22 protein-coding genes are annotated in these 23,220 nt (G+C 53.2%); 2 read left to right on the top strand and 20 right to left on the bottom strand.

Annotated features, from left to right (window positions below; genetic code table 11):
- Nucleotides 1-387 precede the first annotated feature (387 nt).
- The 12 genes from argF to hpf all read right to left on the bottom strand — a co-directional run bounded on the left by argF (nt 388) and on the right by hpf (nt 15,386).
- Nucleotides 388-1,359, bottom strand: coding sequence for an ornithine carbamoyltransferase (gene argF / locus ACTHO6_RS05190; RefSeq protein ID WP_440240061.1), 972 nt, complete (start codon nt 1,357-1,359; stop codon nt 388-390).
- Nucleotides 1,304-4,546 (bottom strand): carbamoyl-phosphate synthase (glutamine-hydrolyzing) large subunit, encoded by a 3,243-nt coding sequence (carB, locus tag ACTHO6_RS05185; protein WP_440240059.1) that lies wholly within the window; start codon nt 4,544-4,546, stop codon nt 1,304-1,306. Before carB ends, argF begins: the two co-directional genes overlap by 56 nt.
- Nucleotides 4,539-5,645, bottom strand: a complete 1,107-nt coding sequence (locus ACTHO6_RS05180) for a carbamoyl phosphate synthase small subunit (protein WP_440240057.1) — start codon at nt 5,643-5,645, stop codon at nt 4,539-4,541. The genes carB and ACTHO6_RS05180 overlap by 8 nt, the downstream gene beginning before the upstream one ends.
- Nucleotides 5,646-5,849: 204 nt before the next feature.
- Nucleotides 5,850-7,031, bottom strand: coding sequence for an aspartate aminotransferase family protein (locus tag ACTHO6_RS05175; RefSeq protein WP_440240100.1), 1,182 nt, complete (start codon nt 7,029-7,031; stop codon nt 5,850-5,852).
- Between the two features lie 21 nt (nt 7,032-7,052).
- A complete protein-coding gene (gene argB / locus ACTHO6_RS05170) occupies nt 7,053-7,853 on the bottom strand; it encodes an acetylglutamate kinase (protein WP_440240055.1) in 801 nt (266 codons plus the stop codon).
- A 14-nt stretch (nt 7,854-7,867) separates the two neighbouring features.
- Nucleotides 7,868-8,908, bottom strand: a complete 1,041-nt coding sequence (gene argC, locus ACTHO6_RS05165) for an N-acetyl-gamma-glutamyl-phosphate reductase (protein ID WP_440240053.1) — start codon at nt 8,906-8,908, stop codon at nt 7,868-7,870.
- 184 nt (nt 8,909-9,092) lie between these two features.
- Nucleotides 9,093-9,455 carry a cytochrome c551 gene (gene cccB, locus ACTHO6_RS05160; protein ID WP_440240051.1) on the bottom strand — a complete coding sequence of 121 codons (363 nt, stop codon included), beginning with the start codon at nt 9,453-9,455 and terminating at the stop codon, nt 9,093-9,095.
- A gap of 81 nt (nt 9,456-9,536) precedes the next feature.
- The gene (locus ACTHO6_RS05155; RefSeq protein ID WP_440240049.1) at nt 9,537-9,806 is read right to left on the bottom strand and encodes a YciI family protein; all 270 of its coding nucleotides are present in this window, start codon (nt 9,804-9,806) and stop codon (nt 9,537-9,539) included.
- Between the two features lie 271 nt (nt 9,807-10,077).
- Nucleotides 10,078-11,191 (bottom strand): peptide chain release factor 2 gene (prfB, locus tag ACTHO6_RS05150; protein WP_440240047.1). Its coding sequence is split into 2 segments (ribosomal slippage): nt 10,078-11,109 and nt 11,111-11,191, totalling 1,113 coding nucleotides; the frame shifts between segments, so codons are not numbered across the junction.
- A gap of 129 nt (nt 11,192-11,320) precedes the next feature.
- Nucleotides 11,321-11,770: a hypothetical protein gene (locus tag ACTHO6_RS05145; protein ID WP_440240045.1), complete on the bottom strand. Its 450-nt coding sequence runs from the start codon at nt 11,768-11,770 to the stop codon at nt 11,321-11,323.
- Between the two features lie 345 nt (nt 11,771-12,115).
- Nucleotides 12,116-14,635, bottom strand: coding sequence for a preprotein translocase subunit SecA (gene secA, locus ACTHO6_RS05140; RefSeq protein ID WP_440240043.1), 2,520 nt, complete (start codon nt 14,633-14,635; stop codon nt 12,116-12,118).
- Between the two features lie 196 nt (nt 14,636-14,831).
- On the bottom strand, nt 14,832-15,386 hold the full coding sequence (hpf, locus tag ACTHO6_RS05135; protein ID WP_440240041.1) for a ribosome hibernation-promoting factor, HPF/YfiA family: 555 nt from the start codon (nt 15,384-15,386) through the stop codon (nt 14,832-14,834).
- Nucleotides 15,387-15,602: 216 nt separating this feature from the next.
- On the opposite strand from hpf, the gene ACTHO6_RS05130 reads away from it, so the two are divergent.
- Nucleotides 15,603-16,655 carry an HD-GYP domain-containing protein gene (locus ACTHO6_RS05130; RefSeq protein WP_440240039.1) on the top strand — a complete coding sequence of 351 codons (1,053 nt, stop codon included), beginning with the start codon at nt 15,603-15,605 and terminating at the stop codon, nt 16,653-16,655.
- Between the two features lie 59 nt (nt 16,656-16,714).
- Here the strand turns inward: ACTHO6_RS05130 and ACTHO6_RS05125 are convergent, their stop codons facing one another.
- From ACTHO6_RS05125 to ACTHO6_RS05105, 5 genes are all read right to left on the bottom strand, one after another.
- Nucleotides 16,715-16,912: a cold shock domain-containing protein gene (locus ACTHO6_RS05125; RefSeq protein ID WP_440240037.1), complete on the bottom strand. Its 198-nt coding sequence runs from the start codon at nt 16,910-16,912 to the stop codon at nt 16,715-16,717.
- A gap of 90 nt (nt 16,913-17,002) precedes the next feature.
- A complete protein-coding gene (locus tag ACTHO6_RS05120) occupies nt 17,003-17,677 on the bottom strand; it encodes an amino acid ABC transporter permease (RefSeq protein WP_440240035.1) in 675 nt (224 codons plus the stop codon).
- Nucleotides 17,678-17,755: 78 nt separating this feature from the next.
- Complete coding sequence (locus ACTHO6_RS05115) at nt 17,756-18,577, bottom strand: basic amino acid ABC transporter substrate-binding protein (protein ID WP_440240033.1); 822 nt, start codon at nt 18,575-18,577, stop codon at nt 17,756-17,758.
- A gap of 301 nt (nt 18,578-18,878) precedes the next feature.
- Nucleotides 18,879-19,694: an OmpA family protein gene (locus ACTHO6_RS05110; RefSeq protein WP_440240031.1), complete on the bottom strand. Its 816-nt coding sequence runs from the start codon at nt 19,692-19,694 to the stop codon at nt 18,879-18,881.
- Nucleotides 19,687-20,496, bottom strand: coding sequence for a motility protein A (locus ACTHO6_RS05105; protein ID WP_440240029.1), 810 nt, complete (start codon nt 20,494-20,496; stop codon nt 19,687-19,689). Before ACTHO6_RS05105 ends, ACTHO6_RS05110 begins: the two co-directional genes overlap by 8 nt.
- A gap of 155 nt (nt 20,497-20,651) precedes the next feature.
- On the opposite strand from ACTHO6_RS05105, the gene ACTHO6_RS05100 reads away from it, so the two are divergent.
- On the top strand, nt 20,652-20,825 hold the full coding sequence (locus tag ACTHO6_RS05100) for a YjfB family protein (protein ID WP_440240027.1): 174 nt from the start codon (nt 20,652-20,654) through the stop codon (nt 20,823-20,825).
- Nucleotides 20,826-20,946: 121 nt separating this feature from the next.
- Here ACTHO6_RS05100 and ACTHO6_RS05095 read toward each other — a convergent pair whose 3' ends face one another.
- From ACTHO6_RS05095 to fliD, 3 genes are read right to left on the bottom strand one after another with little or no spacing between them, the layout of a single operon-like run.
- Nucleotides 20,947-21,306, bottom strand: a complete 360-nt coding sequence (locus tag ACTHO6_RS05095) for a flagellar protein FliT (protein WP_440240025.1) — start codon at nt 21,304-21,306, stop codon at nt 20,947-20,949.
- 9 nt (nt 21,307-21,315) lie between these two features.
- A complete protein-coding gene (fliS, locus tag ACTHO6_RS05090) occupies nt 21,316-21,693 on the bottom strand; it encodes a flagellar export chaperone FliS (protein ID WP_440240023.1) in 378 nt (125 codons plus the stop codon).
- 12 nt (nt 21,694-21,705) lie between these two features.
- The gene (gene fliD / locus ACTHO6_RS05085) at nt 21,706-23,211 is read right to left on the bottom strand and encodes a flagellar filament capping protein FliD (RefSeq protein WP_440240021.1); all 1,506 of its coding nucleotides are present in this window, start codon (nt 23,209-23,211) and stop codon (nt 21,706-21,708) included.
- Nucleotides 23,212-23,220: the final 9 nt, after the last annotated feature.

The following is a 23,220-nucleotide window of genomic DNA, read 5'->3' as shown; positions in this document are numbered from 1 at the left end:
GCGGTGTTTTATTCGTTCCTTATCCAACATGCCAGTTTGCAGAAGTAGCAGCTACAATCGCTACCACCATCAAAATTGCCGCGAACCATTTTTTCATCTCGATTTCCCCTCCTTGCATACATAGTGGAGAAAGCTGGCTTCGCTACTGGATTTTCAATCAGAGGCCAAGCGACCAGATACAGCCTCTGCTCCGTCTTTCCTCCCGCACGGATGGCGAGAAGAGCGGATTCGCTACTGGCTCCATACAGACCAAGCGACCAGATACAGTCTGTACTTCCTCGCAACTTTCCTAGCTATATTTTACACATAAGTGACAAAATTCGGCAATCACAGATTCATAGTCTATTGGATTTAATTCAATCTAGTTCCATTGGACTAGAACTATATTCACACAAGCGCTGCCAAAATCGCCTTTTGCGCATGCAAACGATTTTCCGCCTGATCGAAAATCACAGAGCGCGGACCGTCGATAACCCCTGCGGTCACTTCCTCGCCGCGATGCGCCGGCAAGCAGTGCAGGAACAGGTAGTCGCGGTTTGCCCAGGCTACCAGTTGCTCATTCACCTGGTAATCGGCGAACGCTTTTTTGCGCACGTCATTTTCCTCCTCGAAGCCCATGCTGGTCCAGACATCCGTGTAGACAGCATCGGCTCCCGCGACCGCTTCTTTCGGATCATGCGTCACCCTTATTTTTCCGCCGCTTTGTTTCGCGTACGCGACAGCTTTTGCCACGATGGTCTGCTCCATCTCATAGCCAACCGGTGTCGCCACACGCACGTCCAAACCGAGCAAGGCAGCTGCGAGAACGAGGGAGTTGGCTACGTTGTTTCCGTCGCCCACATAGGCGAGCTTGACGCCCTTGAGCTTGCCTTTGTGCTCCCAGATGGTCAGCATGTCGGCCAGCGCCTGACACGGATGATACAGGTCGGTCAAACCGTTGATGATCGGGATGGACGCGTGCTCGGCAAGCTCTTCCACATAGGCGTGGGAGAACGTGCGGATCATGATTGCGTCCACGTAACGCGACAGCACCTTCGCCGTGTCACTGATCGGCTCTCCGCGTCCCAACTGTAGCTCCTTGCCGCTCATGAACATGCCCAGTCCACCGAGCTGGTGCATCCCTACTTCAAAGGAAACGCGCGTGCGGGTGGACGCCTTGTCAAAAATCATCCCCAACGTCTTGCCTTGCAAAGGCTGGAACGGCTGTCCCAGCTTTTGCAGTTGCTTGACGTGCGCGGCGAGCTGGAGAAGCTCCATCAACTCGTCGCCGCTGAATTCATCGACACGCAAAAAATCTTTCCCTTTATGCTTTTGCAGGGGCAAGTTTGGAAAGTGTTCCAATATCTTCACTGGCTGCATGAGAGCCACCTCTTTTCCTCATAATCGACTGCACATATAACGAGAATGTATCGGTTGCGCAGAACAGCGGAACTCCTTGCTGCACCAGCCGGCTGCGCAAGGCAAACCCTTTTCTGCCCTGTTGATTTCCTTTGGTAGCGGTGACCAGCGCAAAGGCTGCCTGTTCTTTTTGCAGCAGCTGGTTCCAGGCTGCTTCCTCGTCCACGACGTGCTTGACTGTCACACCGGATGCCGCCAGCCAATCGGCCGTACCCGCCGTCGCTGCGAGAGCGGCGCCATCCGCCTGAAGCTGCGCGATCAGCTTGGCGATCTCTTCCTTCTTGTCCGCATCCGCCAGCGAGACCATGACCAGCTGGCCGTTTTTCCAGTCGCCGTACAGATTGTCCTTGAAGGCGAACGCCTTTCCGGCCGCTTCCTCAAACGTCCGTCCCAGTCCCAGCACCTCTCCGGTCGACTTCATCTCGGGACCGAGTACGGGGTCGACACCGTTGAGCTTGATGGTCGAGAACACGGGAGCTTTTACGACAGCAAAAGGAATCTCGGGCAGTAGCCCGGTTCCGTACCCCATGTCTACCAGCTTCTCCCCCAACTGGGCGCGGACGGCCAGTTGAACCATCGGGATGCCCGTCACTTTGCTTGTGATCGGCACCGTACGCGAGGCACGCGGGTTGACTTCCAGCACATACACCGTGTCAGCTTCGATGACAAACTGAATGTTGATAAGGCCGACCGCTTTCATTTCGCGTGCAATCGCTTCTGTGTAGCTGGCGATTTTGTGCTTGATTCCGTCCGACAGTGCCGGAGCCGGGAACAGCGCCACGCTGTCGCCAGAGTGAATACCCGCTTTTTCCACGTGCTGGAAGATGCCAGGGATAATGACAGATTCCCCATCGCAGACCGCATCGACCTCTGCTTCCCGGCCTGGTACATATTTGTCCACCAGGAGCGGGAAAAAGGCTTCGCTTTGCGGATGGTGAAGCCATTCGTTCACCGTCGCTGCCAGCTCCGCGCTATTGTGTACGACGACCATGCCTTGCCCGCCGATGACGTAAGAAGGCCGCATCAGAACCGGGAAGCCGATTTCCTCCGCAATCGCTGTCGCATCCTCCAGAGACGATACGCCTTTGCCCGGGATATGCGGGATGTTCAGCTTGCGCAGCATCGCGTAAAACAGCTCGCGATCCTCCGCCCGCTCAATGGCAGAAAGCGCGGTGCCCATGACCTTCAACCCGGCCTGCTCCAGCTTTGCCGCCAGATTGATCGCCGTCTGTCCGCCGAACTGGACCATGACGCCCTCGACCTGTTCGCGCTCGGCGACATGCAGCACGTCCTCCACATGCAACGGTTCAAAATAAAGGTGATCGGCTGTTTCGTAGTCCGTACTCACTGTTTCCGGATTGTTGTTTACCACAATCGCCGCGATTCCGCTTGCTTGCAGCGCCTTGGCTGCATGCACGGAGCAGTAGTCAAACTCGATTCCTTGCCCGATGCGGATCGGCCCGGAGCCGAGCACGAGCACTTTTCGCCCGGAGAGCGTCTCTACTTCGTCTACCCCTTGCCAATCCGAGTAGTAGTATGGCGTCTGCGCATCGAATTCGGCTGCGCACGTATCGACAATTTTGTAGGTTGGCGTAATGCCTGCTTGCTCGCGCTGTTTTTTGATGGCTAGCGGAGTGGTTCCCACCAGCGAAGCAATCGTTTCATCCGCAAAGCCGCTGCGCTTTGCCGCAAGCAACAGCTCTTTGGAAAGCGTGCTGCTGTCGTGCGCGGACAGCTTCGCCTCCAGGTCGACGATTTTGCGCAAGCTGCGCAGGAAAAACGGATCGACGCTTGTCAGGCTGTGCAGTTCTTCTTCCGTGAAGCCTTTGCGAATCGCTTCGGCAAAAACGAACAGGCGGATATCGGTCGCGTCTTGCAACGCCTGCGCCAACTGCTCGCGCGTCCAGGAAGCAAGCTCCGGACGGGACAGATGCGTGCAGCCCTGCTCCAGCGAACGAACGGCTTTCAGCAGTCCCGCTTCCAGATTGCGGGCAATCGCCATGACTTCGCCTGTTGCCTTCATTTGCGTGCCCAGCTTGCGATCGGCATGCGGGAATTTGTCAAACGGGAAGCGGGGAATTTTCACTACGATATAGTCCAACGCCGGCTCGAAGCTGGCGTAGGTGTATCCCGTAATTGGATTGATGACCTCGTCCAGCCCGTAGCCCAAGGCCAGCTTGGCCGCAATCCGCGCAATCGGATAGCCGGTCGCCTTGGAAGCCAACGCACTGGAGCGGCTCACCCGCGGATTGACTTCGATCAGCACGTAGCGGTCCGAATGCGGATCGAGCGCAAACTGAATGTTGCAGCCGCCTACCACACCAAGCGCGCGGATCACTTTTGTCGAAGCGCTGCGCAGCATATGATACTGACGGTCTGTCAGCGTCTGCGACGGCGCGACGACGATGCTGTCCCCCGTGTGGATGCCTACCGGATCGAAATTTTCCATATTGCAGACGATGATGCAGGTGTCGTTCGCATCCCGCATGACCTCGTATTCGATCTCTTTCCAGCCTTTTACGCTGCGCTCGATCAGGACTTGCCCAATCGGGCTTGCCGCAATTCCGCCTGCCGCGACCTTGCGCAAGGCAGCCTCGTCTTCGGCGATGCCGCCCCCTGCGCCGCCCAGCGTGTAAGCGGGACGGACGATGACGGGATAGCCGATCGTGTTGGCGAACCGGATAGCCTCCTCGACCGATTCCACGGTGTCGCTCTCGGGAACAGGCTCGCCGATCTGTTGCATCAGCTGCTTGAACAGCTCACGGTCTTCCCCGTTCTGAATGGCCGCAAGCGGCGTACCCAGCAGTTGAACGTTGTACGCTTCCAGTACGCCTGCCTCGGCCAGCGCAACCGCAAGATTCAGCCCCGTCTGCCCGCCCAGTGTGGGCAAAAGCCCGTCGGGACGCTCTTTGGCGATAATCGCCGTCACGGATTCGACCGTGAGCGGTTCCAGATACACTTTGTCTGCGACCTGCTCATCTGTCATGATCGTCGCCGGGTTGTTGTTCACCAGCACGACCTGCACGCCCGCTTCCTTCAGCGACAGGCAGGCTTGCGCTCCGGCATAGTCGAACTCTGCTGCCTGGCCGATGACGATCGGGCCGGAGCCGATCACCAGGACTTTGTGAATGTGTGGCAATTTAGGCATATCTCTTCGCTCCTACTACACGCATCGATTGCAAGAATTGGCGGAATATATGGGAAGTATCGCTCGGGCCGGGATGCGCCTCCGGATGGTACTGCACGCTGAAAACAGGCAAGCTCACATGGCGCAGGCCCTCTACCGAGCCATCGTTTACATTGCGGTACGAGACAGCGAGCTGGCGTTTGTTCAAGGATTCTTCCTTGACGACGTACCCGTGGTTTTGCGAGGTCATGTACACCTTGCCTGTCACCAGGTCCTTCACCGGGTGATTGCTTCCGCGGTGACCGTACGCCAGCTTCTCTGTTTTGCCGCCGAACATCAGCGCCAGCACCTGATGTCCGAGACAGATGCCCAATGTCGGGTACTGCTCCACCGCTTTTCGCCATTCGCTGCAATACGCGAGCAAATGCTCCGGGTCGCCAGGTCCATTGGAAAACAGCAAGCCGTCCGGGTCGAGTGCGTTGATTTGCAAAAGAGAAGTATCAAACGGCACGACGGTCACACGGCAGCCCAACTGCAAAAGCGCATCCAGAATCGATTTTTTCATCCCCAGATCAATTAGTACGACATGCTCCCCAGTCCCGGGATAGCGCTCGATCTGTTGGGTCGATACATTTGCAACCAGCGATTTTTTCGCGTGTTTGTAACGCAGGGACGCAACCTCCGCCGCCTGCATCGGCCGATCGGATATCACCCCGAAAACCGAACCGTTTTGGCGGACCCGCTTCGTAATGGTGCGGGTATCGATTCCGGCCAAAATCGGGAAACCAAAGTCTTCCGCCGCCTGGGCCAATGTCTTCGTCGATTCGTAATGACTCGGCGCTGCGCACAGCTCGCTGACGATCATCCCCGCCAGAGCTGGCTTGGCCGCCTCATAATCCTTTTCATTGATTCCGTAGTTCCCGATCAACGGATACGTAAACGTCACGATCTGACCTGCAAAAGAAGGGTCCGTCATTACCTCCTGATAGCCGGTCATTCCTGTATGAAAAACCACTTCGCCGAAGCCGTTCATCGGCGCTCCGTAAAGCTGGCCCGTAAATACTTCGCCGCTCTCCAGCGTCAGGTATCCCGTTCCCAGTGCTTGATTCTCTCCAGTCATCTATGAAGCCACTCCTCTCCAATAGGCAAGGCCAACGCCATTTTCGCGCATGGTTCAGGTGAATAAGTCATTCACATTCATGCCGTTCATACCGAGAATTTATGCAACCTTTTGTATTAATATACATTCAGTATTATAAAAATGCAACGAGTTTTTTTGCGTTCCGAACTCGTTGCCTGTTGAAAAATCGTGCCAAAACAGCTGTCAGAACTGGGACAATGCCTCGCCAAGCACGGACATGGCTTGCTTTACTTCCTCATCCGTCGTGACGAAGGAAGGCAGCAGCCGCACTACCTGCGGACCAGCCGTCAGAAAAATCACGCCTCTCTCCCGTGCATAAGCCACCACGTCCCCTGCCGGAATCGTCAGTTCCACGCCCAGCAGCAAGCCTTTGCCCCGAATCGTTGCGACCTTGTCGGGATGCTCGGCATGCAGCTTTTCCAGCTCCTGCATCAGCACCTTGTGAATATGGGCGACCCGCTCCAGCATCCGCTCTTCTTCCATTATCGTCAAGGTAGCGATTCCCGCAGTCGTAGCCAAGGGATTCCCGCCAAAGGTCGTTCCGTGCGTCCCTGGAGAAAAGGCATCCGCCACTTCCTTCGTGGCGACTACCGCCCCGATCGGAAAGCCGCTGCCCAACCCTTTTGCCAGCGAGATCGCGTCCGGCTTCACCCCGTATTGCTGAAAAGCGAACCATGTGCCTGTACGGCCAATCCCTGTCTGAATTTCGTCCACCAAAAGCAACAAGCCATGCTCGTCGCACAAGCCGCGCAGCGCCTGGACCCACGCTTCTTCTGCCGGATGCACGCCGCCCTCGCCCTGGACCAGCTCCAGCATGATCGCGCACGTCTTGTCCGTTATCGCCGACCTGACTGCCGCCAGATCATTGTACGGTACGGTGACAAAGCCCGGCGGCAGCGGCGCGAAGCCGTCCTTGACCTTTTCCTGCCCGGTCGCCGTCAACGTCGCCAGCGTCCGCCCGTGAAAAGACTGCTCGAACGTAATGACTTCGTAGCGATTCTCTCCCTTCACCTTTTGCGCGTAGCGGCGGGCCAGCTTAATCAGGGCCTCGTTGGCTTCCGCCCCGCTGTTGCAAAAGAACGCCTGATCCAGTCCGGACAAGCGGCTCAGCTTTTCCGCCAGAATCTCCTGCTGCGGAATGTGTACCAGGTTGGAGCAGTGCCACAGCGTATCGAGCTGTTCGTGCAGCTTGGCTGTCACTTTTGGCGGAACATGCCCCAAAGACGTCACCGCAATCCCGGAAGTAAAATCAAGATACGGTTTCCCCCGATCATCCCACACCTGATTTCCCTGGCCTTTTACCAGACTGATCGGCCATCTCGCATAGTTATTCATCACATGCACAGGCGCTGTCGCTGTACTCATGTCCATTCGTACATTCCCTCCTTAGTTCGCGTGACTCACGTTCATTTTGACGGTCGTTCCGATGGCTTCCCCTGTGCAAATGCCAAGGAGATCTTCCGCCGTTCCCCGGCAAATCACCACCTGGTCCACTCCTTGGGCGAGAGCGTCCAGCGCTGCCTGAACCTTCGGAATCATTCCGCCCGTAATGATTCCGGACTGGATCATGTCCCGAATCTCCTCTGCACTCGTTTGCGCAACGACTGCCTTCGTGCCATCCGTTTGCGGACGCAGGATGCCGGGAACGTCTGTGACCATGAGGAGCTTTTCTGCCGCGAGTGCCGCTGCAATCGCTCCTGCGGCCACATCGGCGTTGATGTTGTACGTATTCGCCCCATCCTCGCTGACGGAAAGCGGCGCAATTACCGGGATGTAGCCTTGCGCCAGGATCGCTTGCGGTATCGCCGTGTCTGTTTTCGCCATGTCGCCTACCCAGCCAAGCGGCTTCGCCGTTTTCCTGGCGATGAGCATCTGACCGTCCACTCCGCTCACGCCCCATGCCTTGGCTCCTGCCTGGGTCAGCCGTCTCACCAGCCCCTTGTTGATACTGCCGCACAACACCATTTCCACAACACGAAGCGTATCCTCGCAAGTCACGCGCAGCCCGTCGACAAATTGCGGCTTGATCTGAACGCGGTCCAGCATGCTGTTGATGGCTGGTCCGCCTCCGTGTACGATGACGATCTGCCTGCCTTCCCGCTGGAGCCTGGCAATCGCCTGAAAAAAAGCATCCGGCAGCTGCTCCATGGTGCTTCCGCCGCACTTGATGATGACAGTCTTCTGCATCCGCTTCTCCTCCTCTACGGGTAAACCGGCACAAGCGGCAATCCCGTTTTCTCCGGCAGTCCCAACATGACATTCATGTTTTGCACCGCTTGGCCTGCTGCCCCCTTCATCATGTTGTCGATCACCGACAGCAGTACAACGCGGCCTGTGCGCGGGTCCACATGAATGGCAATGTCGCAGTAGTTCGAGCCGTACACCTCTTTTGTATGCGGATAGCTTCCGGCTGGGCGCACGCGGACAAACGGCTTGTCGGCATAAGCGGCTTCATACAGCTCCTGAATCTGTGCCTGGCTCACCTCTTGTGACAAGCGTCCGTAGGCGGTGACCAAAATCCCGCGCGTCATCGGCACCAGGTGGGGAGTAAACTGAACGACTGTCTCTACGCCGCTCTGCTTTTGCAGCTCCTGCTCGATCTCCGGCGTATGCTGATGGCTTCCCACCTTGTAGGCATGGATGCTTTCATTAATCTCGCTGTAATGCACGCCAAGCGACACGCCGCGCCCAGCTCCGGACACGCCTGACTTGGCGTCGACGATCCAACTGTTCGGCTGTACCCAGCCACTTTTCATCAAAGGGATCAACGCGAGCAACGTCGCTGTCGGATAGCAGCCCGGATTGGCAATGAGGCGGGCGCCTGCCACCTGCTCCCGATTCCATTCCGTCAGGCCGTAGACCGCCTGTTCTACATAGCTGGCGGGCGCTGGCTCTTTTTTGTACCATGCCTTGTACACCTCGCCTTTTTCCAAACGAAAATCACCGGACAGATCAATGACCTTCACGCCGTTGTCCACCAGCTCGGGAGACAATGCGGCACTCACGCCCGCAGGCGTCGCGAGAAAAATCAGATCGTTTGCCGCGCTCATGCCGCCGACATCAATCGGCGACAGCTTGGGCAGCCCCACTCCCGTCACGTGAGGAAATGTCTTCTCCAGCCCCTCTCCGTCGGCTGAGCTTGAATACACATTCGCTATTTCCACATGAGGATGGCCAGTCAGCAGACGGATCAGCTCCGCGCCGCCGTAACCGGTCGCCCCAACGATTCCCACCCGAACCATGCGTTTCTCCCCTTTTTCCCAATCCTTTTTGTATTTTTATACATGAATCATAATAAAAATTCAGAGAGAATACAACCAGCAAATCTGTTTCCGCTTGCTTTTGCCAGATGGGGTCCCTCGCACGAGCGGGTTTCAATAAAAAAGGCCCGGGTATGGTACCCGAGCTTCCTTTGTCTTCCATCCCTTATTTTTTGTCCGCGAGCCAGGCGGCGATATTTTCCGCGTCTGCCCCTTTTACCAGGCCAGGCGGCATCGAGCCTTTTCCGTTATGCAGCGTATCTAAAATCTGGTCTTTGCTTAGTTGGCTGCCAATTTTTTGCAGGTTGGGTCCGACAGCGCCTTCCAGTGATTGGCCGTGACACCCGGCACAGGTGTTTTTATACAACGCCTCTGCCGTCGCCGCATCATAACTGCCTGCCGGAGTCGTCGAAGGGGTTTCCGTAGCAGGCGTTTCAGCAGGGGGCTGCGTCTGCTGATTGCCGCCGCCACAGGCACCAAGCGAGAATGCGAGTACAGCCGCAACCGTAATCAGTGGGATGCGTTTCAAAGCTGTTCCCTCCTTCTTGTAGGAATTCTTCGCTCAGTATGCCTCTGTGACGGGGGATTCATTCCTGCGGCTTTTGCGGCTTTAGGTCAAAGGCAGTTCAAGCGGATTCCATTCCCGCAGTTCCAGTGTCCGTGCGCCTTCCGCCACAACCGGATCGCCTTCCGCCAGCTTGCGTGCTTCCTCCAGGGACTCGGCCTTGTAGATGACCATGCCTCCCTGCTTGTCCGTGAATGGACCAGCCATGAATACCTTGTCCTGCTTGTACAGTTCGTTCACATACGCCAAGTGAGCCGGTCTGATTTTTGCATTCAATTCCTGATCGACAATGGGCAACAACGCGACATACAGCATGCGTAAGTCTTCATTTCTCTTGCGTATTTGTTTGCAGTATACCATATTTGCCGACCCGGACTTCGGCACAGACGGGATTTTTCCGGTCGCAGGACATGCTGTTCGTCCCCATACAAAAACGGCATGGAAACCCATGCCGTCAGGTAAAATTCTCTCGATTGCGGCTGTCGCGAACACTCCGCACATCCTTCCTCGGGCAACCGACAGAGGGACCCGAGGAGTTGCATTCACCGGAACAGACCCGGATGCTGCGCGTCGGCAGCGAACAGCGCTAGCGTTTGATCTGCGCGCGCAGATACGCGTCGATAAAGACGTCAATCTCGCCGTCCATCACTGCTTGAACGTTTCCTACCTCCACGTTGGTCCGGTGATCCTTCACCAGACTGTACGGATGGAAGACGTAGGAGCGAATCTGGCTTCCCCAGGCGATATCCTTTTGTTCGCCCTGGATAGCAGCCAACGTTTTTTCCTGTTCCTCCCGTTTTTTCTCAAACAGCCGAGCCGTCAGCATTTTCATGGCCCGCTCCCGGTTTTTGATTTGCGAGCGCTCGGTTTGACACGTAACCACAATGCCCGTCGGCAAGTGGGTAATCCGGACAGCGGAGTCGGTCGTGTTGATATGCTGACCACCCGCACCACTGGAACGGTAGGTGTCGATCTTGAGGTCTTCCGTGCGGATGTCTACGGCATGGTCGTCCTCGATTTCCGGGAGAACGTTGCAGGATACAAAAGAGGTATGACGACGCCCGGAAGCATCGAAAGGAGAAATGCGTACGAGGCGGTGCACGCCTTTTTCCGATTTCAGGTATCCGTAGGCGTTGTACCCTTTTATGAGAAGCGTCACGCTTTTCACGCCCGCTTCATCCCCTGGCAAATAGTCGAGAGTCTCGACCTTAAAGCCTTTGGCATCCCCCCATCGCGTATACATGCGCAAGAGCATGGAAGCCCAATCCTGCGATTCGGTTCCTCCCGCTCCCGGATGCAGCTCCAGAATCGCATTGTTTTTGTCGTATTGATCGCTGAGAAGCAGCTCCAGCTCGAAGCGTTCAAACGACTTTCTCAGCTCCTGGGTGCTGTCATACAGGTCCTGGATAAGCGAAGAGTCACCTTCTTCGATGACCAGCTCCAGCATCAGCTGAAGGTCTTCGTATTGGGAATCCAGCTTGCCCATTGTGTCGACAAGACTTTTGAGGGCGTTCAGCTCGCTGATTGTCTTTTGCGCTGCCTCGTTGTCATCCCAGAAGTCCGGAGCCAGCATGCGCTCTTCCAGTTCGCCGATCCGCTCCTGTTTGGCAGGGAGGTCAAAGAGACCCCCTGATATCCGCTAAACGCTTAGCCATACTGGACATCTCTTGTTTGACGTCCGCAATATCGATCAATGCCATGTTTGCGAGTCACCTTCTCTTTACGTAAGCTACGTTTATTGTAACGTAATTCGCCAGATCCGCAAACCTGGCAACCTGCGATGCGTAAAAAGCGTGATTCGCCGCTTGTCTGGCATCTGCGCTTCTCTTCTAGGTAGCCGCTGGCGGTGATGGCGAAGATCGCAAGTCTCGGACTTCCTGTGGCGGTTTGTTCTCCGTCTGCGGTGCCGGTACCACGGATAGATGCGACGGGCGAATCCGCGCTTCTCGCTTGCGGATGTTTGCGTGCATGCGAGCTTGCTTTTGTTTTCTAGGCCCCGCAGCCGGATGGCTTTGTTGCGGTTGATCCAGCATGCCTTTTGGCGAGACCAGCACGCCGGGCGTCCAGTTTGGCTCCGGTATTTCGGCTTGCAACCGTTCTTCATAGAAAACAGGATCTTCGACCGTAAATACTGTCGGCTCCTCCCCTCGCTCCTCTTTGGCAATCCACTTTACTTTTTTATGCTCGCCTGCCGCTTTCAGCACCGCTTTTAATGTACTCCCGATTCTCTCCATCATGTTTTTGGTTTGTATGCCCATCACGTTGACTGTCGCTTTCATTGTTCATTCCCCCGTCCCCGTGTATTTGGTAAAAAGTGTTGTACCTATGATTCTATGGATTTTTCTGAACATTTCCACCTGAATCGTTCGATGACTTTTACCAGTGTTAGACAAATAGACGGATCAGAACAGCCGCGGAAGAACAGATCGGGACGAATGCTGTCTAGGCGTCAGGAAACAGTAAGAAAATCTCTTGGGCGGGTTGTACCGGTCTACATAAACGGCGCAATCGGGCTGCAAAAGGCGCATCTCCTGTCGATTGGAAAAGAAAAGCATCCCTCCCGCAGCGACAGGACCGCTGTGAAGAGGAATGCTCTCTCTTGATTGCTATGGTCAGGCGAAGCCTTACTGTTTTTTGTTTTGGCGGCGGCGCTCCTGCTCCTGGGCACGGCGCTGCGCACGGTTTTTCCGGTCCGCATCGCCAGACGCCTCAGGATCCGGACGATCGGACGGGCCTGACGTTTGCAGCTGGTTCGGATCAATCCCCTGGCCGCGAATCACATCCTGACGCTCCAGGTTTTGGCTTACTTCGGCCTTCATGATGTACATCGCGACCTCTTCCTGGACGGAAGCCAGCATGGCCTGATACATCTCGTAGCCTTCAAACTGGTACTCGCGCAGCGGATCGTTTTGCGCGTAAGCCCGCAGGTGAATCCCTTGTCGCAGCTGATCCATCGCGTCGATATGATCCATCCACTTGCTGTCGACAGCGCGCAGAATGACCACTTTTTCGAACTCGCGCATCATCTCGCCGATCTGTGCTTCGCGCTCTTTGTACTGCTTGACAACTTCGGCTTTCAGCAGTTCGACGATTTCTTCTGCTTCCTTGCCTTTCAGCATCGAGGCGGTAATGGTTTCATCGTGCAAGAAGCCATTGTTTGCCGCATCGGCCAATGCTTGCAGATCCCAATCCTCCGGTACCTCTTCTTTTGGACAATGCTGCTCGACGGTACGCTCCAGCACGCTGAAAATCATATTGAGCGCAACATCGCTGAGGTTATCCCGCTCCAGGATGTCTTTGCGCTGCTTGTAAACGACGAGGCGCTGCTGGTTCATCACGTCGTCGTACTGGAGTACGCCTTTCCGTGCGTCGAAGTTAGCGCCCTCGACACGTTTCTGGGCGGATTCGACCGCGCGTGTAACCAAGCGGCTCTCAATGGGCATATCTTCTTCCATGCCCAGCCGATCCATCATGTTCATGATATTGTCTGCCCCAAAGCGGCGCATCAGCTCATCCTGCATCGACAGGAAGAACTGGGAGGAACCCGGGTCCCCTTGACGTCCGGCACGTCCCCGCAACTGGTTGTCGATCCGGCGGCTCTCGTGACGCTCTGTACCGATGATGTGCAGACCGCCCAATTCCGCTACGCCTTCGCCCAACTGGATGTCCGTACCGCGACCGGCCATGTTGGTCGCGATTGTCACCGCGCCATATTGACCTGCGCGCGCAACGATTTCCGCCTCGCGCTCGTGATGCTTCGCATTCAATACGTTGTGGGGCACGCCTTTTTGCTTTAACATGTGCGACAGGCGCTCCGAGTTCTCAATGGAAATGGTACCGACGAGAATCGGCTGCCCTTTTTTGTGACGCTCAACGATGTCGTTCACAACCGCGCGGTACTTCGCCGCTTCCGTTTTGAAAACCAGATCCGGCAAGTCCTGACGGATGACCGGCTTGTTCGTCGGAATGACGACAACATCGAGACCGTAAATCTTTTTGAACTCTTCTTCCTCTGTTTTCGCCGTACCGGTCATACCGGCAAGCTTTTCATACATACGGAAGTAGTTTTGCAGCGTAATCGTAGCGAGCGTCATGCTCTCGCTTTGCACGCGCAGCCCTTCCTTGGCCTCGATCGCCTGGTGCAAGCCATCGCTGTAGCGGCGTCCCACCATCAGACGGCCCGTGAACTCGTCGACGATGACAACCTCGCCGTCCTGCACCACGTAGTCCACGTCGCGCTTGAACAGGACCTGGGCTTTCAGCGCCGCTGTAATGTGGTGGTTCAGGGTGATGTGTGCCGTATCGTACAGGTTGTCGATATTGAAGGCTTTCTCGACCTTGCCCACCCCTTCATCTGTGAGGTTGACGATCTTCAGCTTTTCATCAATGGTAAAGTCTTTTTCCGGCTCCAGCCGCTTCACAAAGTGTGCGCAGATGTAGTAAAGCTCTGTCGATTTGTTTGCCGATCCGGAAATAATCAGCGGCGTACGCGCCTCGTCGATCAGGATGCTGTCCACCTCGTCGATGATGGCGAAAAAGAGCGGGCGCTGCACCATCTGTTCCTTGTACAGAACCATGTTGTCGCGCAAATAGTCAAAGCCAAATTCGTTGTTCGTCCCATAGGTAATGTCACAAGCATAGGCTTGCCGCTTTTCTTCCGGGCTCATCCCGTTTTTATTCAAACCGACTGTCATGCCGAGGAAGTTGTACAGCTGCCCCATGATCCGCGAGTCGCGCTCTGCCAGGTATTCGTTCACCGTTACGACGTGAACGCCTTTGCCAAGCAAGGCATTGAGGTAGGTCGCCAAGGTAGCCACCAAGGTTTTCCCCTCACCGGTTTTCATCTCGGCAATGCGGCCTTCCTGCAACACCATACCGCCAATCAACTGGACATCGAAGTGACGCATGCCCAAAACGCGCTTCGATGCTTCGCGAACGACGGCAAACGCTTCATTCAGGATGTCGTCCAGCTGTTCCCCTCGGGCCAGCCGGGCTTTAAACTCTGCGGTCTTCTCCCGCAGTTGCTCGTCGGAAAGCGCTGCTATGCTTGGTTCGAGCGCGTTGATCGCTTCCACGCGCTTAAACATTTTTTTCACTTCACGTTCATTGCTGTCGCCAAATATCTTTTTAACGAGTCCTAACATGAGGACACCCCTTCCATATGCTTCCGAACAAAAATATCGCCCTACCTGGCACGCGCCAGAAAAAAGGATACCGATTCTACGAAAAAAATACTTTCTAAAAAACTATTTTAACAAATAAAAGCGTATATACACAAGTAAAGGGAGTTGCTTTTGGCAACTCCCTAGTCTTATACGAGTAAAGAAATGGAAAGTTTCGTTATTTCGGTTCAATCAATCCATAGCGTCCGTCATTGCGGCGATACACCACGCTGACATCGTTGGTATCACTATTTTGGAAAACAAAAAAATTGTGTCCCAGCATATCCATCTGCATGACGGCTTCCTGCGCATCCATCGGTTTCAGGTCAAAACGCTTCGTTCTGACAATATCGATATCCACATCTTCCTCATCGACATCTGGTATGATTACAGCCACTGGTTGACTATCGCGTTGTCCGACTTTCACAGCGGAATCAACCCGCAGCTTTCGCATCAATTTCGTTTTGTGCTTGCGAACTTGACGATCCAGCTTCTCTGCCACCAGGTCGATAGCGGCATACATATCCTCGTGCGTTTCTTCTGCTCGGATAATAACCCCGGCAAGCGGGATCGTTACCTCGATTGTCCCTTCTCCACGATTGAAATACATGGTAACTTGTACATCCGTAGGGGTAGGTTCAAAATACTTTTCGAGACGGCCGACTTTCTTTTCCACATACTCTTTCAGTGCTGCGGTGACTTGAATGTTTTCTCCACGAATATTAAATTTCATGGTTCAAACCTCCTTCCGTCTATACATAGGTATTCGGTACCCCTGTAAATAATCCTTCACCCCAAGCTAAAAAATCTTATAAATTTTTTTACAATTTGGCAACGTTCGACAGGATTTTACCAATACTCGCTAGTTTCCCTCTGCTATAATAAAAAGGGTAGTCTCCCCATCATCCCAAATCTATATCGCGGTCGTCATCGCACTGGAGGAATCCTCATGGCAGAGGTGAAACCTTCTCGTTCCCTTATGGGCGCTACACTCGCTCAAGACGTCTACAATGAGTACGGCCTGCTTCTTTTGCCGGCCGGGGCCGTCCTTCATCTGAGCGACATTCGACTTTTGGAAGCCCATCACATTCAAACGGTACGCGTCACTTCCGCTTCGGAAGCCCCTGAGCAGCATGTGCCCATTTTGCATTGGAACGAGGCAGAAGCAGCCCGCGCGTACATGGCGGCAGTCAAGCAAACCGAGCACCTATTCAAACAGATCGCGACAGGTTCTGTGCCTCCCCTGCACCAGTTCAACAGCACGTTTTATCCGCTGCTGGACCAAATCCTTCAACGAATGGGCTTCCTCCGGTTTCTCTACATAAAGGAAGGCACGGAGCAATATACCTACCGCCATTCTCTTCATGTCGGAATCGTAGCTGCCCTGATCGGAAAAATCGTAGGTCGCCCCCAGGAAGAAATTTACCGCTTGGGACAAGCAGGTCTCTTGCATGACGTAGGGAAGATGATGATTCCCGACGAGATTTTGTCCAAACCCGATCGCCTGACCGACGAAGAGTACGAAATCATGAAGCGCCACACCCTCTACGGCAGCGAGCTGCTCCTGTCGATGGAGGACGCGGACGAGTGGATCGCCAGGTGCGCTCTCCTGCATCACGAACGGCTGGATGGCAGCGGTTATCCCCATGGCTACCAAAAGGAAGAGATCCCCCTGGAGTGCCAGATCATCAGCGTTGCCGATGTGTTCGACGCCGTTTGCACAGACCGCGCCTATCGTCGCGGCACTTCTCCCTTTCACGGTGCCCATGTATTGTGGGAGCTGGCATGCCAAGGCCAACTGAACCCTTTGATCGTCTCCCGTTTTATCCAGTACATGATTGTGATGTACGTCGGCTCTCATGCTTTGCTAAACAATGGAGACTGCGTAGAAATCATTATGATTCATACCGATGAACCGATGCGTCCCCTCGTTCGCCGGGGAGACGAATTTCTGGATTTGCGCGAGCATCGCGCACTGGCCATCGCCAAAATGATTAGCTAGACATAACAATCCCCCTGCGCCCGATACGAGCGAGGGGGATTTGCTGTCAGCGCTATGCGTTACAGTTTGACGACGTTGGCTGCTTGCGGCCCGCGATCGCCTTCCACAATATCAAACTCTACAGCTTGTCCTTCTTCCAGCGTGCGAAAACCTTCCGACTGAATCGCGGAAAAGTGAACGAATACGTCATCGCCATTTTCTCGCTCGATAAACCCAAATCCTTTTTCTGCGTTAAACCACTTCACTTTGCCTTGCATGAAACAGCACAACCCTTTCTTTTGTAAAAATTTGGATACTAATTCTGTTTGTACACTCCTAGTCTCCCCAAAATCAGCAGACGCATTCTTCTATCTCGTTGAATATTTTTTCTCCAATCCTCGAACGACCACCCGAGACAGGAACAAAGTAAGCACCAGGTACACAGCCGCTTCCGTCAAGTACGGCGGGTACCGTTCAAACGTGCTCTTCGCCACGTTCATGGCGGCGTAGTTCAATTCCGGTGTCGCAATAACGGCACAGAGAGAAGAGTCTTTCAAGAGTGCAATAAATTCGTTCCCGATGGCCGGAAGCATCCGGGTAAACGCCTGCGGCAAAATAATCAGCCGCATCGCCAATCCCTTCGTCATTCCCAGCGAGCGTGCCGCTTCCATCTGGCCGGGATCGATCGATTGAATCCCTGCCCGAAAAATCTCGGCGATGTAAGCCGCTGCGTTGAGCGACAGCGCCACAAACCCGGAGTAGATCGCTTCCGGACTGTTCTCTCCCGGAAAAAACAGTCCCCAGATGGACGGAATGATAGCGAAGTGAATCAGCAAGATTTGTACCAGCATCGGCGTGCCCCGAAAAAGCTCCACGTAAATCGAGCATATCCACCGCCAAAAGCGGTTCGCCGACATTTTGCCCAAACTGATAAACAGTCCCAAAACGGTTCCGCATACGGTCGCAACCGCCGTCAGTAAAATCGTATTGATAACGCCCCGGATAAACAGCTCGCGATATTCATAGATGACGCTCCAGTCCAATGGCAAGTCCTCCCTTCGTGTATGTCAGCACTGGAGTCACAAACACCGGGCACGTCCCGCGACGCACCCGGCTGCTGACTAGTTGCTGCCAAAGTACTGGTTGTAGATTTCCTGGAGCTTGCCATTTTCCTTGATTTTCTTCAGGCCGTCGTTGATTTTGTTCAGCGCGTCCGTGTTGCCCTTTTTCACCATGATGCCGTAGTATTCTTTTTCAAACGAGTCGTCCTTGATTAGCTTGAACTTCTTGTCTTTGATTTTGTTTACGTAATATTGCAGCACGCCATTGTCTCCCACAACGGCATCGACACGACCATTGAAGAAATCGTCTACGGACGAAGGCATGTCGTCATAGCCCATCAAGCCTTGATACGTATCGCCAAACGCCTTTTTGACCACTTCTTCCCCCGTGGTTGCCGCCTGTACCCCGATCTTCTTGCCTTGCAGATCGGCCAGCTTGGTGACCGGAGAGTCTTCGGCTACGAGAATGAGCTGGTTCGCTTCAAAGTACGGTTCCGAAAAGTCGTACTTTTCCTTGCGCTTGTCCGTAATCGTGATCGACGAAATCCCGATGTCCACCGTTCCTTTGTCCAATCCGTCGAACAGCGGGTCCCAGCCGGTGTTTTTCCACTCGATCTTGAAACCTCCCGCTTCTGCGATCGCATTCATCACGTCAATGTCATGGCCGCTGATTTTGTCCGCCTCCAGCATCTGGAACGGCGGATACGCTGCATCGGTTCCCACCACGTACACCTTTTCACCCGAGCCGGAGCCTGCCCCTGAGCCGCTCGTGCCCGTTCCGCTTCCCGCGTTTTGCTGGCCACCCGTTCCACATGCGGAGACCAAAAGACCTACGCCTGCGACCAGCACAAGAGACTTGAACCACTTTTTCCCGATACCCATCAAAAATCCCCCTTGTTTCTCTCTGTATGTCATACTTTTCCCCAGCGCTGTCCACATGGAAATCGTGTGTGTTTTGCGTTCTCCACAAAGTTATCCACATTATTCACATGACGTTGTGCACAAGCTGGGTATAACTATTTTCCTGCACGTTCTGCGGCTCTGGTACTATGGCTACGGTGTCGAGTTTTGGCATCCAGCTGGAAATAGCAGCAAAAAGGCAGAATTCATATATACGAGATATACTTCTATCCTGTATATAAAAATCCTGCCTTGAAAGATTTATTTATCTGAAAAATACGAATTATTCTTTTTCCGCCAAAATAATTACTTCTACCCGACGGTTCCGCACACGGTTCTCTTCGTTCGAATTGTCCACGAGCGGCCTGTATTCTCCCCATCCTGCCACGGTAAAACGAGAGGCCGGCAAGGAATATGTATCAACCATTTCCCGCATCACCGCAATAGCGCGGGCGGAGGACAGCTCCCAGTTCGACTTGTACGGGCTGCGTGAGATCGGCACGTCGTCTGTATAGCCCTCAATCCTCACCTTATACGCATAACGCTGCAAGACACGTGCTACTGTGCCTACGACCTCTTTCCCTTGCGGCTGGAGATCGGCTGAGCCGCTGGCGAACAAAATCTTCTCCGGAAGCCGGATACGCAGTCCTTCTTCGGTTTCCTCGTAGTCCAGGTTCACTTCTGCCAACGCGGAGGATAGCTGGTTGTACACCGTCTCCATATCGCGCTCCCCCGTGTCCGGCACCCCGACAGGAGGCTTCGGCAAGCTCGCTTGCTCTTGCTCCTGCTCCCGCTCCTGTGAGCCTTGCTCATCCCCGGTGCCGGAAAGCAGCTGTTTTCGCCCCTCCAGCTGATGAATCTCGCGTTCCAGCTCCAGCTTTTGCAGATTCAACAGATCGAGGCTCTCATGCACCTGCTTCAGGTTGGCCTCCTGCGCGGCCTGTTCTTTTTTGGCGGCTTCCCGCTGGGTCTGGATCTTCGTCATTTGCGTCGCCGCGAAGATAATCACGATGACAAACAGAAGCGTAATCAAGTCGCTATAGCTAATGAGCCAGCTTTTCTCCAGCTCTTTCTCATCGTACAACCGATCGTCATGCATAGCGATCCTGCCTTTCAATCGTGCCCTTCACGCTGCCAGGCTCCTTGACGAGCACCAGCTTCTGGTCACCCGGCAAAAACGAGTTGAGCTTCTCAAACAGCAGGCGCGGCGTCTCCCTCCGCTGCAAACCGACGCAGCCCTCGATGTACAGTCGTTTTTCAAACATTTCCCTGTCGTACAAATCCATCATCCGGTAGTAGCACGGCAGCGCGAACAAATTGGCAAGGAGCGCGCCATAGAGCGTGGCGACAACGGCTGCGCTCAGGCTGTGCCCTGTGAGCGCCATGTCTTCGAGCGACTTGAGTACCCCCGTCATCCCAAGCAGCGTACCAACCAGCCCCATCCCTGGCGCCAGCAAGCTGATAAGCCGGAAGAAGCCTGCGGCCTGCTGGTAGCGGTACTGCTCGCCTTTCAGCTCGTTCTCCAGGATCATTCGCAGCTCGGCTTCAGGAACCCCCTCGATCGCCAGCAGGCTGCCGCGCTGCACGAACGAGTCGCGCTCCTGCTGCAACTCGCGCTCAAGCGCGATATATCCCTGTTCTTTCTGGACGAGCGCGTAGTAGTAGAAGCGCTTGATCGTCTCCTCGACGTTGCTGTCCCGCCCGTGAATCAGCAGACGCATGATTTTTTTCAGGTCGAGGTGCTTGCGCTTGATCGCGTAGGAAACCACTACGGAGAGCGCGACCAGCTCGATGGCGGTCACGTTCAAGAGGTCGGCGAGGTTGCCGTTCAGGTAAACCGCGTGTATGAAAATGAGGAGGACGGCTCCGATCAAGGCGAGTGAGCGGCGTTTTGTGGACAATGGTGTCACCTTCCTAGTAAATTAGACAGAACGATTCTAGTATAGCAGATGGTGGAAGCAGCTAGGCAGAGAGTATCAACAAATAGTTGTAACGGGAATTACAGGAAATGACGATAACATACAAGAATACAAATCTAGCAAAGAGGTGATAAACAATGAATGCTATTCAACTGCAACAAGCTGTAAATGTGAGCGTCATGAAGCAAGTGCTGGACACCGGCAAAGCTCAAGCATCTATTTTGCTTGATAGTCTCAGAAATACGGATCAGAACATACAAGAGCAGGCTAGTCATCCGGTTTTGGGTAAAACCATTGATATCCGTGCATAAGGTCGAATACTAAATCACTCAGGTTTGCTAAGCTTTTTACGCAGCCTTTATTTGTCCTGGATTTGTCGGAAAACATTCCTGAAGCACTTCCAAAAGAAAACAGCCGGTTCCCCGGCCGTTTTTATTTTTTACGGTCAAAAAACGCCCCGTATCCGCTTGGTCCCATGTCATAATACGAATTCATGGCAAGCTTGCTGCGTTGCACATTGTTCAACTGTTTTTGCACACCTTGCTTTCTGCTATCCATTGCTGCCAATAGCCGCTGATTAACTTCGTCTATAAGGCTCAAGCGCTGCCTTTGTCCAGTTGTTAACGCTTCGTTCACTATGTTGGTATCTTTCATCTGCGCAATCAATGCTTCTCTCTCGTTCAAAATCTCCAGCCATTCATCTACATCCGAATCCTGCAGCACCACTGCTTGCTCAAGACGATTTGTCGCTTCGAACAATTGCTCTAAAAGAGTATCCAACATTTTTTCCATCTGCAACCCTTATCCCTGCTGCCTAGCCAACCGCATGGCTTCTTTCCATGTGTCACGGAATTGAACAAACAGTCCTTCGACTTCTGCAAGAATCTCTACGTCTTTTTTCATATTGGATTCAATCGTACGATGCAACATGTACTCATAAAGTTTGAGGAACTCTTTGGAAATCGGATAATCTTTATTCAAGGTGGACATTAGCTCATACAGGATGTTTTGGACTTTCAGCAACGCCTCGTGTGCCTTCCCAACATTCTTTTCTTCCATCGCGCTTTTGCCCTGTTTGATAAATTTAAGCGCACCATTGTACAGCATCAATGTCAAATCGGCCGGAGTCGAGGTTGTTACTTGATTGTTCTGATAAGCCTGAGCAGCATTTTGCAACATCTGCATCACTCCTTAATAGCTCTGGCCAAGCATTTGTGCAAACCAAGAGCCCTGAGATTTGGCCTTGGACATAGCTGTTTCCATAGCAGCAAACTGTTTATAGTAACGGTCTTCGATTTGTTTCAAGCGATCTTCCCATCTATCGATGTCGTCATCTATTTGTCCGATCTTTCTACTGAGGTAGCTGTTATCACTTAATACCGTTCCACTACCTGCTTGCTTCGTAATATCGGAGATTGCTTTGCTTAAATTGTTGTAAAGACGCTCGGCAATACCGCTTTCGTTGTACTTGGTTGCAGCATCTGTGCTTGAACTGAAACTAGTAAACAATTTGACAACATCTGAGCCATGATTGCTAATTGCATCACGTAGCTTATTTTCATCGATATACAGCTTCCCGTTTTCTTGGTAAGCATTCTTTCCGTTTGGAGGACCGCCAATCCCAATTTCGGAAAGCGTATCAAATGCAGCATTTACTCCACTTCCACTCAAAGGAGTACTGATTGAATGACGCATTTCATTGAGTACACTGGTCAAATAAGGGTCACGGAGCAAAATTCCACTTTTGGCCATGTTGTCCAATTTCTCTGCTGTCTTATCATCGAGAGCTTCCTTCTCATCATCCAAAAGCGGTTCATAACCTTTATACTTCGGCTCCGATATTTTTTTGTTGATAACCTCGATAACCGCATTATATTTATCTACAAAAGCTTTGATAGAGTTAAACACAGCATCTGTGTCTGTTTGATTGGTAACCACAATCGGATTGTTTAAATTGGCAGCTTTTACATTAAACTCCATACCATCGTACTTTATCGTATTGGTAGTCGAAGTTTGTTCAATACCATTGATAACTACGATAGCATTTGTCCCCGCTACACGAGTAGAAGACGAAACAGCCGTAGCAGCAGCAGTCATTCCTAGAGCACTGCCGTCGCCACTAACCACTTGAATATCAAACTTGTTATCCCCACCAAGTGTTTCCCCAGGCTTTGACTTGATGACTAACTGATTGTCGATATAAAAAGCTTCTACCCCTTTGCCAGAGTTGTTGATTTTTTGAATGACTGTATCGATCGTATCATCTGTTGTTACGCTGATAGGATTCGCAGTATCCCCATCTATAGCAAATGAAAAAGCAGTTTCCAACTTTTGGGTTGAACTCGTTACTGTAGGACTGAATTGCATAGCAGCAGGCATTTCTGCCTTAGCAAGCTGCTTAACTTCAATTGAATAGGAAGACAGCTTTGGCTTACCCACAACTTTTGCAGATGCGATTGCATCATTTTCCGAACTCGCCACTTTTTTGTTAAAATTAGCCGAGTAACGAATGCTATTGACGGTTGTCTGTAGGTCGGCCAGCAATGTATTCATCTCACGGTATACATCCCGCTTCCATTCTGTTAAGATTTTATTTTTTTCCAAACGATTTACAGGGGCTCTTTGTACTTTCATCAGATCTTTAATCATTAATTCTGTATCCATCCCAGACGCCATACCAGATATGCGAATGGCCATTCTCCCTAC

Source organism: Brevibacillus sp. SAFN-007a, from assembly GCF_051967035.1.
In the GTDB taxonomy this organism is placed as follows: Bacteria; Bacillota; Bacilli; order Brevibacillales; family Brevibacillaceae; genus Brevibacillus.
The sequence above is the reverse complement of the archived record's forward strand: the minus strand, read 5'-3'. Positions and strand labels throughout refer to the sequence as shown.